Here is a 13,574-nt window from a genome sequence, read left to right on the forward strand (position 1 = left end):
CAAAAAAGACGGCAACGTTACGGTTACCATCTATTATACCATGAAATTTCTTAAGAACCAAAACTCTTGAAGAAGTTGACAATGGCTTGCCAGAGGGAGCTTAAGAAGTTCCCGCCATCCTCTAGCGCCTTATCCGCATCAAAGTTAAGGTTGATATTTTTAAAACTGTCGCCAGCTTGTGAAACAATACTTTGTTTAAGGTCATTCAAGGTTTTAGTGAAGTCTGCATTGCTGAGGATATCACTCTTTGAGAGATTCAAAGCAAAATTGATGATGATATTGATCTGGTTTCCTGTTATAACCTGATCAAGTTTGTAATTTTTTAAGGTATCTTCAACAATTTTACGAACATCTTCCTCTGTCAGATTTCCCTTGCTTTCTTTAGCTTTGGCGAGTCCTGACTTGATATCGGCTAGGGCAACGTTTAATTTATTAGCATCATAGCCAGTTTTGTCCTTGTTTTCAGCATTGATATCTGACAAAGCCTTCAACTCTTCTTGAGCCAAATCTTTATTGGCTTGCGGTACCTTGGCTCCATTAGCCTCTAGCGAATAATAAATCCCTGCTAAAGCACTTTCTCCTGTAACTGGAATGGGGGCTGCTACAGTGATTTTGGCGTGTTCCACACCCAAAGTTACGGCTGCATTTCGGTACATATCCTGAGTTACCTTAGTGATGTTTTCAGGTGTTTCAATCTTGACCTCAAGTGGCGATTTGTCCCCTAGCTTTTGAATCTTGGCTGATGAATACAATTGTAAGCTAGGGTCATTGGCCACATTCATAATCTTAGAATAGACATCAGGTGTCATGGTCTTGAGTTCTTTGGTGTCTGTTGAGGCATTGTAGCCTAGTTTTTTAAGGGTTTGATTTTTTTGGTCTTCAGACAATGATGAACCTAGGACATATTCAGGTTGGACGTAGGTTTCATCGATAACTTTTTGAACATCTGTTGCTGCATGGACACTATTCATAGCTGTTACTGCCCACAAGACCGCAACACTGGACAGAAAGAGTTTCTTTCTCATAGGGAATTTCCTCCTTTACCTTTCTAGAGTAATATATCTATCTTAAAGAAAACTTATAACAAAAACATCTGGACTAACCAGATGTCGAAAAGAGAGTGAAACATTTGATAATGTAAAGGTTAAGTTGCACCTGTCTAGAATAATAATAGTTTCCTCCATTTACATAGAGTTCGGCACCGTGAAAAACGGAAATGGGGTGAATATAACTATAAGTCTTTCCAGTGGTATTACCAAGCAAGGGAGCAACAGTATCACGAGAGTACTGTTTGGCCAGAGCTAAGGTGTTTTCCTTGCCATTTTGGGCGATAAAATCTATATAGGCAGGTCCAAAATTGTAGGCTTGAACAGCCGTCCAGACATCTACCCCCTTCTTCTGGGCCAGATAGAGATTGTCTGTCAGAGTTTGAACGCCTTGCCGAATGCTAGAGGCATTATCATTGATGGTATTGGTAGCGCCACTAGCAGACTCACTAGACTGCATAACATCGCCTTCTTTTCCTTTTGTTTCGGTATAAATCATAGCGAGCACAAGCTCTTCGTTTGCTGGGGTGTCTCTTTCACTCAAGATTTCTCGCACCATGGGTTGATAGGTCATGACTTGCTTGACATCTTGGTGAACGCGGTAAGCTTTATATCCAGCAAAAAGGAAGACTGCTAGTACAAGCACTCTTCGAATTCGTTTAAACATTATTTACTTTGGATATCCTCGATATTTTTGATTAAGATAGAGTAGGTTCCATTGTCGTTTTGGATAAACTCAACAGACTCGGCGTCTTGATAGACGTTATTGGGAACGATAAGCTCAATTCCATTTGACAAGGAAAGTTTTTGGTTTTCAAATTTTTTAAGCTGGCGACTGGCATCAATTTCATCAAATTGAACAGGCTCTGGTACGGCTTCCTTGACTTGATCAATAAAGCTCAAACGAGCCGTCAGATTATTGTCAAAAAGGTCGTTGGCCAATTTCTCTGGCGACAGTTCATTGCTTTCTTCTAAGTTGTTGAAAATCGCTGATTTTACTTTGGATTGAAATTGAAAATCATCTGTATTAAAAGATTCGGCAATTCTCTGGGCTGTCTTTTCCAGTTCTTTGATAGATTTCTTAGGAGAAATCTTAGGAGCGACAGCAAGAAGATTGTCTGAAAAGTAGTTCAAAAAAGTTCCATTGTACTTAATTCGTTTCTCGATCAGGTGGTACTTGCGACTCTGAAGATTAACCACCAAGGCTTCGTCGGCACTCGTTCCAAATCCAGGCAAGTTATTCTGAGTTAGCTTGATTGGATTATCAACTTCTCCACCAAGGTGGGTCAAGGTCTCCCTCAGGGCAATTCTCAAGAAAGCGAAATGTTCTACACCTTCTTTAGAAAATTGCACAAAAATCAAGTCATTGGTCTTGAGATTTTCGGAAATGCTGAACTCCTCTTTCCAGAGATTAGCCAGCGTTACTGATGTCTCCAACAAATCGTCTGTAATATGATTGAAGAAGGGATTTTCTTCCTCGAAAATCCCAGACTTGGCTTCATCTGAATACACACGTTCAATTTTTTTACGCAAGTATTCTTCGATTTTTGGAGTAATATTGAGAAACTTATCCGCTAGGAACAGGTCGGTGTCATCCGGACTGAACTGATGAATAATAGCTTTCTTAATATAAATGTCCATAAAAGTTTTAGTCCTCGTATAATGGGAAGGCATCTGTTAATTCTTTAACCGCACTTCTCACTTCTTCTAAGACAGCTTCATTTTCTGCATTCTTAAGGGTTTTAATAATAAGCTCAGCCACTTTGCGACTTTCTTCTTCACCAAATCCACGAGCAGTAATGGCTGCTGCTCCGATACGAATACCACTTGTCTTGAATGGTGACAAGCTTTCGTAAGGGATTGAGTTTTTATTTAGGGTAATATTGACTTCATCCAGCAAGTTTTGAGCAACTTTGCCGTTTTCTACAACTTTAGTCACATCCACTAGGAAGAGGTGGTTTTCAGTTCCTCCAGAAATGATACGAAAATCAGGGTCTTGCAAGAAGACATCTGCCATAGTCTTGCTGTTCTTGATAACATTGGCAGCATATTCCTTGAAGGCTGGATCCAAAACTTCTTTGAAAGAAACAGCCTTAGCTGCCACAACATGCTCCAAAGGACCACCCTGAATACCTGGGAAAATAGCTGAATTAATTTTCTTAGCTAAGTCTTCATCATTGGTCAAAATCAAACCACCACGTGGGCCACGAAGAGTTTTGTGGGTCGTTGTTGTAGTGATATGAGCGTATGGCACTGGGCTTGGGTGAAAACCAGCTGCAACCAAACCAGCGATATGGGCCATATCCACCATAAGCTTAGCCCCAACAGCATCTGCGATTTCACGGAATTTTGAGAAGTCGATAATTTGAGAATAGGCTGAAGCACCTGCTACGATCAATTTTGGTTTTACTTCTTGGGCTTGTTTCAAGATAGCATCAAAATCCAAGAGTTCCGTTTCAGGATCAACACTATAAGAAACAAAGTTGTAGGTTTGACCTGAGAAGCTAACAGGAGCCCCATGAGTCAAGTGACCACCTGCAGCCAAATCCATTCCCATAACCGTATCGCCAGGCTCAATCAAGGCCATGTAAGCTGCACAGTTAGCTTGGCTTCCTGAGTGTGGTTGGACATTGGCAAATTTTGCACCGAAAATTTCTTTTGCGCGTTCAATGGCTAGAGATTCCACCACGTCTACTACATCTGTTCCACCATAATAACGGCGTCCTGGGTAACCTTCAGCGTATTTATTCGTCAAGATAGACCCTTGAGCTGCCATAACTGCCTTGGAAACTACGTTTTCCGAAGCAATCAACTCAATGTTGTTTTGTTGGCGTTCCTCTTCTTTGGCAATAGCATTCCAGAGATCAGCATCATATGCTTTAAAATCGTCTTTGTCAAAAATCATAGGTCTTCTCCTTTATAGTGTGACTGGTCCTTTAGTTTGTTTTGCAACAAGAAAATAAACTAAAAGATGCGAATAAATCGTTTCTGCACTTTATCACAAGTATAACCAACTTTTTCATAAAATGCATGAGCACCCAGACGATGATCGGCAGAGTTTAAGCGGATAAACCCATAACCACGTCTTTTTGCTTCTTGATCCAACCCTTGTAATAAGCTTTTACCAATACCTTGCCCTTGTGCTTGAGGTGAAACTGCTAAAGCTAAAATATTAAATCCTGCTTTAGAATAAAGTGATTCATAGACCTCAGCGTGGACATATCCAAGCAAGGCATGAGTAGATTCATCCTCATAAGCAAGTAAGAAATGATGGGAATCCTGAGATAGTCTAGCTAATTGACTAGCCGTTTCCTCTGGACTAAAAGAATAGCCCAAAGCATCTTGGTTGATCTCACATATTGCTTTCACATCAGTTTCTCTTAAGTCTCTTAACATCTCATTCCTCCTCAAAAGAAATCTCTGGCAACCGAGCAAGAATATCTTCTCGCTTAATGGCCCCTTGGCGTAAGATTTTCACCTTGTCTCCAGACAAATCCAAAATAGTTGAATCCTGTCCAGTTAGAAAAGGATCGTCTTCCAAACCCAAAACCTCTTGGTCAAAATCCTCTAGAATTTGATTAAAAGTCACTCCACTTGCCTGACCTGAGATATTAGCTGACGGTCCAATCAGAGGTCCTGTCTCTCGAATCAAATCAAGGGTAATGGGATGACTAGGCATCCGAAATCCAACAGTTGCAAGACCAGAATTGACCCAATAGGGAACTCGGTCATTAGCTTCGAGAATAATGGTTAAGGGACCTGGTAAAAAGGTCTCTACAAGTTTTTGTAGATAAGTTGGCTGATTCTTAGAAAAGTGCAAGATGTCCTCTAGAGAGGCGATATTGAGGTTAAGCGCCTTATCTCTTGGACGACGTTTGAGTTGGTAAACATGGTCAACTGCTTTTTCGTCTAGAGCCTTGGCAAAGAGACCGTAAACTGTCTCAGTAGGTAGAACGACCGCTCCACCATTTTCCAACTCTTGTCTAATCCTGTCCATCATCAATTACAACCATCCTATCTTGACCAAACTGGTCCTTAAGTGTTCGTAATCGTTTTTCAGGAAGATGTTTCCTAAAAAGTTCGGGAACACTTTGACCTTGCTTGTATCCAATTTCAAGGTAAATCTTACCACCATCTTTGAGATAGTCTTTTACATCTTCCGCAATTCTACGGTAAATAGCTAGACCATCCTCGTCTGCAAAGAGAGCTAGATGAGGTTCTGAATACAAAACATTCAAGCCGACCTCTGACGCATCTTCACGAGAGATATAAGGTGGATTGGAAACAATTATATCATATTTTTCAGAAATTTCTGTAAAACAGTCAGATTTTTTTAAAAATAATTGAAGATTTTGATTTTTAGAATTTTCACTAGCTACATCTAAAGCATTTTGGGAAATATCTGCTGCTGTCACCGACCAATCTGGTCTATTTTTTGCTAGAGCGAGAGCAATAGCTCCACTACCTGTTCCAATATCCAGAACAGAAAGATTCGTCTCAGGATTTTCAGCCAGAATAAGCTCCACCAACTCCTCTGTTTCTGGACGAGGGATCAATACTCGCTCATCAACTTTTAACTGCATTCCATAAAAATCTGTCTGTCCAATGATGTATTGTGCCGGTTTATGAGCTGCTAACTGTTGGAAAATTCCTTTTACAAATACTTCTTCCTCTTCCGTCACTTCCTGCTGGAGGGCAAAAACAAAGTCCGTAAAAGATAGATTTTTCAGGATACGATAGACAAAAGAGAGGCTTTCAGCTTCCTCTCCTTGTCTTATCAACTCTTCTTCAAAATCTGAAAATAATTGAGCTAATTTCATTATTTGTTTAATTCTTCTAATTTTTGTGTTTGGTCATAGAGCACCAAGGCATCCACAACTTCGTCCAATTTACCAGATAAAATGGTATCTAGTTTTTGGAGGGTTAAACCGATACGGTGATCTGTGACACGGTTTTGTGGGAAATTATAAGTACGGATTCGTTCTGAACGGTCACCAGTACCGATTGTTGACTTGCGCTCAGCGTCTTGTTCATCCTGAGCAATTTGTGCAAAGTGGTCAGCAACACGCGCACGGATGATTTTCATGGCTTTCTCACGGTTCTTCTGCTGGGTACGTTCTTCCTGCATCTCAACCTTAATATTGGTTGGCAAGTGAACGATACGAACGGCAGTCGCAACTTTATTGACGTTCTGTCCACCAGCACCTGATGCGTGGTAGATGTCAACACGAAGGTCTTTTGGATCAATATCGTACTCTACTTCTTCTACTTCAGGCATGACAAGAACTGTGGCAGTTGATGTATGGACACGACCTTGGCTTTCTGTCACAGGGACACGTTGCACACGGTGGGCACCTGATTCGTACTTAAGCTTAGAGTAAACAGACTGACCTGAAACCATGGCAACCACTTCTTTGAAACCGCCGACACCATTCATAGAGGCTTCCATAACTTCAAAGCGCCAGCCTTGGGCTTCAGCATACTTTTGATACATGGTTAGCAAATCCCCAGCGAAAAGTGCTGCCTCATCTCCACCCGCTGCTCCACGGATTTCAAGGATGATATTCTTGTCATCGTTTGGATCCTTTGGAAGAAGCAAGATTTTCAATTTTTCTTCGTATTCTTCTTTTTCAGCCTTGGCATCTTTGAGCTCTTGCTTGGCCATTTCTTCCAAGTCAGCATCTCCACCTGATTCCTTAATCATCTCTTCAGCGTCAACGATGTTTTGAAGGACTTGTTTGTACTCACGGTAGGCTGTTACCGTATCGCGAGTAGAAGCCTCTTCTTTTGAAAGTTCCATAAAACGCTTGGTGTCAGACACTACATCTGGGTCACTCAGCAATTCTCCTAATTCTTCATAACGGTCTTCTACAGCTTGTAGTTGATCATAGATGTTCATTTTTCTTCATTCTCCTTATTGATTTCAGGGGCAAAATAATGTTTACGGCAAACCGAGATATAGGTTTCATTACCACCAATCTGGATCTGTTCTCCATCGTAAACAGGCAGTCCATCCTGTGTTCGCAAAACCATAGTCGCCTTTTTCTTACAATACTGGCAAATGGTCTTGATTTCGTCAATCTTGTCTGCTAAGAGCAAGAGATACTTGGAACCTTCGAACAACTCATTTCGAAAATCATTTTTCAAACCAAAAGCCATGACGGGTATGTCTAACTCATCCACAACACGAGCTAGGTCGTAAACATGGTGACGCTTGAGAAACTGGGCTTCATCAACCAACACACAGTAAGGTTTTTCTGATAGGTCTCGGATATAGCCAAAGATATCCGTCGTTTCCTCAATCGCAATGGCAGGGCGTTTCATGCCAATCCGACTCGACACATAACCAACACCGTCACGCGTATCCAGAGCCGAGGTCATAATCACAACACCTTTTCCCTGCTCCTCATAGTTATAGGCCACCTTGAGAATCTCGATTGTCTTTCCAGAGTTCATGGTCCCATAACGATAATACAACTGTGCCATGTTTCTTGCTTCACGTCCATTTCTAAATTTTTGCTACATTCTAGTATATCATAATTTTCTTAAGCTTTAAACGGCAAAATGTGGTAAAATAGAAGAAATCAAAAACTAGTGGAGGAAGCCATTATGCCATTTGTACGCATCGATTTATTTGAAGGACGCACGCTCGAGCAAAAGAAAGCTCTTGCTAAGGAAGTAACGGAAGCTGTTGTCCGTAACACTGGAGCACCTCAATCTGCTGTCCATGTCATCATCAATGACATGCCAGAAGGAACCTACTTCCCACAAGGGGAAATGCGCACCAAATAAGCTAGCTTAAGCAGAATTGCTTAGGCTTTTTCAATCTCCAAGTAACATCCATTGAAGAAATAGTTCAAATTTGTTACAATTTGAAAGGATACTTGGGAAAATTTCCAAGAAAAGAGCTATTAATTAAAGGAAACATTATGATTACACGTGAATTTGATACCATCGCTGCCATATCTACTCCACTAGGTGAAGGGGCTATTGGTATTGTCCGCCTGAGCGGAACAGAAAGTTTTGCTATTGCGCAAAAGATTTTTAAAGGAAAAGACTTGAACAAGGTTGCCAGCCACACTCTCAACTACGGTCACATTGTTGATCCTCTGACTAGTAAAGTCATGGACGAAGTCATGGTTGGAGCCATGAAGTCTCCAAAAACCTTTACTCGTGAGGATATTATCGAGATTAACACCCACGGTGGGATTGCGGTGACCAATGAGATTCTCCAGTTAGCTATCCGTGAAGGAGCTCGATTGGCAGAACCTGGTGAATTTACTAAACGTGCCTTTCTAAACGGTCGTGTGGACTTGACTCAAGCTGAGGCAGTGATGGATATCATCCGTGCCAAGACAGACAAGGCCATGAACATTGCGGTCAAACAATTAGATGGTTCCCTTTCTGATCTTATCAATAATACCCGTCAAGAAATCCTCAATACACTTGCCCAAGTCGAGGTGAATATTGACTATCCTGAGTATGACGATGTTGAAGAAGCGACTACTGCTGTTGTCCGTGAGAAGACAATGGAGTTTGAACAATTACTAACCAATCTCCTTAGGACAGCCCGTCGTGGCAAAATCCTCCGTGAAGGAATTTCAACTGCTATCATCGGACGCCCTAACGTTGGGAAATCAAGCCTTCTCAACAACCTCTTGCGTGAAGACAAGGCAATCGTAACCGATATTGCTGGTACAACTCGAGATGTCATCGAAGAATACGTCAACATCAACGGTGTTCCACTAAAATTGATTGACACAGCTGGTATTCGTGAAACGGATGACATCGTGGAACAAATCGGAGTTGAGCGTTCAAAAAAAGCCCTCAAGGAAGCTGACCTAGTTCTACTAGTGCTAAACGCTAGCGAACCACTGACTGCTCAAGACAGACAACTTCTTGAAATTAGCCAAGATACAAACCGTATTATTCTTCTTAATAAAACCGACCTGCCTGAAGCGATTGAAACTTCGGAACTACCTGAAGACGTTATTCGTATTTCAGTCCTTAAAAACCAAAATATTGATAAGATTGAAGAACGTATTAACAACCTCTTCTTTGAAAATGCTGGTTTGGTTGAGCAAGACGCAACTTACTTGTCAAATGCCCGTCATATTTCCTTGATTGAGAAGGCTGTTGAAAGCCTACAGGCTGTTAATGAAGGGCTGGAACTAGGTATGCCAGTTGACTTGCTTCAAGTTGACTTGACTCGTACTTGGGAAATCCTCGGAGAAATCACTGGGGATGCTGCTCCTGATGAACTCATCACTCAACTTTTTAGCCAATTCTGTTTAGGAAAATAGGAAAATCCATGATCGTTGTTGCGGTCATGGATTTTATTGTCTTTATCAGTAATCTGGTCTTAAGACCCCTGTTACAGTTGCCTTGGTTGCTTCGTAGTCGCCATCTACGACAACCTTGATAATGCGTTTGGCATCTTCCTCTGGTGCTGGAACTAGAGGTAGACGAGTTGGTCCAACTTCAAATCCCATGTAGTTAAGAACGGCCTTGACAGGAGCAGGACTTGGATAAGAGAAGAGGGCATTGACCTTAGGAATGAATTTACGCTGAATAGCTGCGGCTTTTTTCATATCGCTTTCTGCAATTGCAGTGAACATCTCGTGCATCTCATCCCCATTTGTATGAGAGGCAACAGAAATAACCCCATCCGCACCAAGGTTCATGGCATGGAAAGCATCTCCATCCTCACCCGTATAAATCAAGAATTCTTCAGGCTTGTGCTCAATCAAGTAAGCCATATTAGCCAAGCTAGTACATTCTTTGACACCGATAATATTTGGATGGTCAGCCAAGCGAAGCATGGTTTCTGGAGTTAATTCTACAACTACACGCCCTGGAATGTTATAGATAATAATTGGTAGGTTAGAAGCATCCGCAATCGCCTTAAAGTGCTGATACATTCCTTCTTGAGAAGGTTTGTTGTAGTAAGGTACAATAGCAAGCCCAGCAGCAAAACCACCAAATTCCGCAACTTCTTTGACAAACTCAATAGAGTCACGCGTATCATTGGTACCCACACCCGCAATCAAAGGAACACGTCCATTGACAACTTTTTGTACAGCCGCAAAGAGCTCCAACTCTTCATCGTGAGTCAATGTCGGACTCTCAGCAGTGGTACCTGCGAGAAGAATTCCATCCGTATGATGCGCCAACAGATGCTCAATCAAGGCTGGAATGGCATCAAAGTTGATGGAACCATCCTCGTGGAAGGGAGTAATAAAGGCTGTGATGATTTTACACTCTTTTAAATCCTGATAAGACATGAGAAACACCTCTCTATTTCAAAGAAGGAGTTCATCTGAACTCCTAAACGATATGACTATTTTAATTCAAATTTCAATTCGGCCGTTGGACGAACCAATCCACGTTCGTGAAGAGTTTCTGCAATCTGAACTGAGTTCCAAGCAGCACCTTTGAGCAGGTTGTCCGAAACAACCCACATGTGGATTCCTTTTTCAGCATCCAAGTCTTTACGGATACGACCAACAAAGGTATCACGTGAACCCACTGCATTGATGGCTTGCGGATAAATTTGATGAGCTACATCATCTTCGAGAACAGCACCTGGGAAGGCTGAGATAGCTGCTTTTACTTCTTCGATTGGAGCCACTTCTTTTGTTTCGATGTAAACAGACTCAGAGTGAGCTGACAAGACTGGAATACGCACACATGTTGCAGATACTGCAATGCTGTCATCTTCCATAATTTTCTTAGTTTCCTTAGTCATCTTCATCTCTTCGTAAGTGTAATCATTGTCAGTGAAGACATCAATTTGTGGAAGAGCATTGAAGGCGATAGGATAATGTTTCTTGTCACCGCCTGAAGGCAAGATTTCCGCATGCAAATCACGTGGAGTTACACCATCATTCAAAACTTCACGAAGTTCACGTTGTGTCTCAAGAATTGCTCCCATACCAGCACCTGAAACTGCTTGGTAAGTTGAAACAATGATACGGTCCAAGCCCCATTTTTGGCGAACTGGCTCAAGAGCCACCATCATTTGAATTGTTGAACAGTTAGGGCAGGCAATGATACCGTTGTGGGCATCAAGTGCATGAGCATTAACCTCTGGAACAACCAAAGGAACATCTGGATTTTGACGGAAGTAAGATGTATTATCTACTACTACCGCTCCAGCTTTAACTGCGTATGGTGCATATTTAGCTGATGTAGAACCACCTGCTGAAAAGAGAGCAATGTCAACTCCCTTAAAAGCAGTTTCAGTCGTTTCTTCAATCGTAATATCTTGATCTTTAAATTTCAAAGTCTTGCCCGCTGAACGTGCAGAAGCAAGTAAACGAATTTTATCGATTGGAAGTGTTGATTCTTCCAACATTTTTATCATCTGAGCACCGACAGCACCTGTCGCGCCGACTACAGCAACTGTATATCCCATAAATAACCTCTTTCGGAATTTTCTAAAAATTTCTATAATAGATGTATTATACTACTTTTTCCATGAATTGCAAAGCATTTTCATCTTTTTTTGGAAAATAAAAATCCCCAGTCGTTAGACCAGGGACTAAGAGGCATCTTCATGTGATGAGCAGGTTCACACAACTCATCAAGGTCCGCTCCTGCGTTATGACCTCCTTATGCTCAATAGTAGTCCGAAGACTACCTATCGACTCATCGCATCTTCTATTCTACTAAAGAGAATGACTTTTGTCAACAGACGAAACTCTTTAGTTTCATTTACACAGCTGAATAGAAATATCTTTGAAACATTTGATGCATACATAACAAAAACCCTTGTAAATCAAGGGCTTTTCTGTCTATTTTATGCTAATTGCCGGGATTGAACCGGCGACCTCATCCTTACCATGGATGCGCTCTGCCAACTGAGCTAAATCAGCTTACTTAAAAAGTATACTATAGTTAGAAAATCTTGTCAAGTTTCCCTAGAAATTTTCCATAAGAAAAAGCCAGGTAAGAGCTACCTAGCTTATCTAATTCTATTTGCTTAAATCGATTCGACGACCAATTTTACCGATAATAATCGCTCCAATAATCAATGAGGCAAATTCACCAATCCCTGTTGTAAACCAAGTAAGGAAAAATGGTAATTGCGCTACGATATTCAACTCGGCAGCGATAGTAAACATAGAAATTGAAAAGAGGATTGAGAAGAAGAAATGATCTTTTCGAATCAAACCGTTAAAAAGATAATCCTTGCTGTATTTTGCAAAAAGCCAAACACCTAGACTGAGGAATACTAAGGTTGATCCACCACCAACAAAGACATCTAGCGGTCCGAAGCTAAAGAAATTAGCAATCATACAACCGATAGTAACTGCGATGATGTACTTAGGATTGTAAAAAGCCATAAAGTTCATCATTTCTGAAATACGAAACTGATAAGCACCATAGCTGATGGCATTTAGGGGTGGTGTGACAGTTAAAACGACATAGATAGCAGCAACGATTGCAATATCTGCTACATCACGAATGGTTAATTTTTTCATCTTTTCTCCTTTGGCGGTTTCCCGCGTATAATATGCTTGGTGAAAGAAGCTAAGCACCAAGGGTTGCTTGAATCAACCTTACTAGTATAGCACAATAGCCTGCTTTATGCTATACTAAAAGCATGAAAAAACGCATTCAAAGTCTCTTCGTGAATGAGCTCTTAGCCTATCTTTTTTTTGGTATAGCTACTACTCTTGTCTCCATTCTATCTAGATTAGTCATTTATCAACTAACTCATAGAGAACTTCTCGCTACTGGACTAGCAAATATTATCGGTATCCTCTTTGCCTTTATCACAAATGATACAATCGTGTTTAAGCAAGCTAGACAGAATTGGTCAATCCGTTTAGTAAAATTTACTATAGCACGTCTTTCTACTTTTCTGTTAGACTTGTTTTTAACTTTTCTCTTTGTAAGCCAATTTCCTAATATTATCGGACAATTTGTAAATGATAATATTGACAAAGTTAATAGTATTGAAACAGTTATTTCACAATTCTTAATAATTATCCTCAATTACATTTTTAGTAAGGTATTTATTTTTAAAAAATAAGAAAAAATTTAAGCATATACCTTGCAAGAGCTTCTTAATTAATATATAATTAAGAGTAAAAATTTTTTGAAAGGGAAAATGAAAATGTTAAAAGATCTTAAAGCATTTTTGCTTCGTGGTAATGTTGTTGACCTTGCTGTCGGTGTGATCATTGCCTCTGCTTTTGGTGCAATCGTTACATCACTTGTTAACGATATCATCACTCCACTTATTTTGAAACCAGCCTTGGAAGCTGCGAAAGTACAAAACATCGCTGATCTTGCTTGGAATGGTGTTACATATGGTAAATTCTTGAGTGCTGTTATCAACTTCCTAGTTATCGGTACTGTTCTCTTCTTCGTTATTAAAGGTATTGAAAAAGCTCAAAGCCTTACTAAGAAAGAAGAAGCTGCTGAGGAAGCTCCAGCTGCTCCAACTGAGTTGGAAGTACTTCAAGAAATCAAAGCTCTTCTTGAGAAAAAATAATCTATTAAAGGATCTAGCGCAAA

General features: G+C 40.6%; 16 protein-coding genes, 1 tRNA gene and 1 riboswitch. Of the genes, 4 read left to right on the top strand and 13 right to left on the bottom strand.

From position 1 onward, the window contains the following. Nucleotides 1-50: 50 nt before the first annotated feature. The 9 genes from OCF95_RS00745 to OCF95_RS00785 all read right to left on the bottom strand — a co-directional run bounded on the left by OCF95_RS00745 (nt 51) and on the right by OCF95_RS00785 (nt 7,532). On the bottom strand, nt 51-1,025 hold the full coding sequence (locus OCF95_RS00745) for a DUF1002 domain-containing protein (protein ID WP_261099733.1): 975 nt from the start codon (nt 1,023-1,025) through the stop codon (nt 51-53). A gap of 73 nt (nt 1,026-1,098) precedes the next feature. Continuing rightward, the gene (pmp23, locus tag OCF95_RS00750; protein WP_023947700.1) at nt 1,099-1,713 is read right to left on the bottom strand and encodes a cell wall hydrolase Pmp23; all 615 of its coding nucleotides are present in this window, start codon (nt 1,711-1,713) and stop codon (nt 1,099-1,101) included. Beyond that, complete coding sequence (locus OCF95_RS00755) at nt 1,713-2,687, bottom strand: nucleoid-associated protein (protein ID WP_031237137.1); 975 nt, start codon at nt 2,685-2,687, stop codon at nt 1,713-1,715. The genes pmp23 and OCF95_RS00755 overlap by 1 nt, the downstream gene beginning before the upstream one ends. A 7-nt stretch (nt 2,688-2,694) precedes the next feature. Continuing rightward, nucleotides 2,695-3,951, bottom strand: a complete 1,257-nt coding sequence (glyA, locus tag OCF95_RS00760; RefSeq protein ID WP_033685118.1) for a serine hydroxymethyltransferase — start codon at nt 3,949-3,951, stop codon at nt 2,695-2,697. A gap of 59 nt (nt 3,952-4,010) precedes the next feature. Next, on the bottom strand, nt 4,011-4,442 hold the full coding sequence (locus OCF95_RS00765) for a GNAT family N-acetyltransferase (protein WP_000942963.1): 432 nt from the start codon (nt 4,440-4,442) through the stop codon (nt 4,011-4,013). A 1-nt stretch (nt 4,443) separates the two neighbouring features. Continuing rightward, entirely contained in the window at nt 4,444-5,046 is a 603-nt protein-coding gene (locus OCF95_RS00770) for an L-threonylcarbamoyladenylate synthase (RefSeq protein WP_000969299.1), read from the bottom strand. Further along, nucleotides 5,030-5,866 carry a peptide chain release factor N(5)-glutamine methyltransferase gene (gene prmC, locus OCF95_RS00775; RefSeq protein ID WP_261104632.1) on the bottom strand — a complete coding sequence of 279 codons (837 nt, stop codon included), beginning with the start codon at nt 5,864-5,866 and terminating at the stop codon, nt 5,030-5,032. The genes OCF95_RS00770 and prmC overlap by 17 nt, the downstream gene beginning before the upstream one ends. Next, nucleotides 5,866-6,945 (bottom strand): peptide chain release factor 1, encoded by a 1,080-nt coding sequence (prfA, locus tag OCF95_RS00780; RefSeq protein ID WP_001028815.1) that lies wholly within the window; start codon nt 6,943-6,945, stop codon nt 5,866-5,868. Before prfA ends, prmC begins: the two co-directional genes overlap by 1 nt. After that, nucleotides 6,942-7,532: a thymidine kinase gene (locus OCF95_RS00785; RefSeq protein ID WP_020902848.1), complete on the bottom strand. Its 591-nt coding sequence runs from the start codon at nt 7,530-7,532 to the stop codon at nt 6,942-6,944. The genes prfA and OCF95_RS00785 overlap by 4 nt, the downstream gene beginning before the upstream one ends. Before the next feature lie 123 nt (nt 7,533-7,655). Here OCF95_RS00785 and OCF95_RS00790 point away from each other — a divergent pair, with 123 nt between their 5' ends. Continuing rightward, on the top strand, nt 7,656-7,838 hold the full coding sequence (locus tag OCF95_RS00790; protein WP_001117401.1) for a 4-oxalocrotonate tautomerase: 183 nt from the start codon (nt 7,656-7,658) through the stop codon (nt 7,836-7,838). 137 nt (nt 7,839-7,975) lie between these two features. Beyond that, nucleotides 7,976-9,349: a tRNA uridine-5-carboxymethylaminomethyl(34) synthesis GTPase MnmE gene (mnmE, locus tag OCF95_RS00795; protein ID WP_049500055.1), complete on the top strand. Its 1,374-nt coding sequence runs from the start codon at nt 7,976-7,978 to the stop codon at nt 9,347-9,349. Between the two features lie 45 nt (nt 9,350-9,394). On the opposite strand, the gene dapA is transcribed toward mnmE, so the two are convergent. From dapA to OCF95_RS00815, 4 genes are all read right to left on the bottom strand, one after another. Further along, on the bottom strand, nt 9,395-10,330 hold the full coding sequence (gene dapA / locus OCF95_RS00800; protein WP_024057785.1) for a 4-hydroxy-tetrahydrodipicolinate synthase: 936 nt from the start codon (nt 10,328-10,330) through the stop codon (nt 9,395-9,397). 56 nt (nt 10,331-10,386) lie between these two features. Continuing rightward, entirely contained in the window at nt 10,387-11,463 is a 1,077-nt protein-coding gene (locus OCF95_RS00805) for an aspartate-semialdehyde dehydrogenase (RefSeq protein WP_261104633.1), read from the bottom strand. A gap of 387 nt (nt 11,464-11,850) precedes the next feature. Then, nucleotides 11,851-11,923: transfer RNA gene (locus OCF95_RS00810), tRNA-Thr, on the bottom strand. A gap of 99 nt (nt 11,924-12,022) precedes the next feature. After that, nucleotides 12,023-12,532, bottom strand: a complete 510-nt coding sequence (locus tag OCF95_RS00815) for a QueT transporter family protein (protein WP_049500058.1) — start codon at nt 12,530-12,532, stop codon at nt 12,023-12,025. Further along, a riboswitch (PreQ1 riboswitch) is annotated at nt 12,530-12,626 on the bottom strand. (Overlaps the previous gene by 3 nt.) Before the next feature lie 28 nt (nt 12,627-12,654). On the opposite strand from OCF95_RS00815, the gene OCF95_RS00820 reads away from it, so the two are divergent. Together OCF95_RS00820 and mscL are read left to right on the top strand one after the other, a co-directional pair. Beyond that, nucleotides 12,655-13,086, top strand: a complete 432-nt coding sequence (locus OCF95_RS00820; RefSeq protein WP_024057787.1) for a GtrA family protein — start codon at nt 12,655-12,657, stop codon at nt 13,084-13,086. A gap of 84 nt (nt 13,087-13,170) precedes the next feature. Next, nucleotides 13,171-13,551 carry a large conductance mechanosensitive channel protein MscL gene (gene mscL, locus OCF95_RS00825; protein WP_024057788.1) on the top strand — a complete coding sequence of 127 codons (381 nt, stop codon included), beginning with the start codon at nt 13,171-13,173 and terminating at the stop codon, nt 13,549-13,551. The last annotated feature ends 23 nt before the right edge of the window (nt 13,552-13,574 follow it).

This window comes from Streptococcus mitis (genome assembly GCF_946188615.1).
Taxonomy (GTDB): Bacteria; Bacillota; Bacilli; order Lactobacillales; family Streptococcaceae; genus Streptococcus; species Streptococcus mitis_BZ.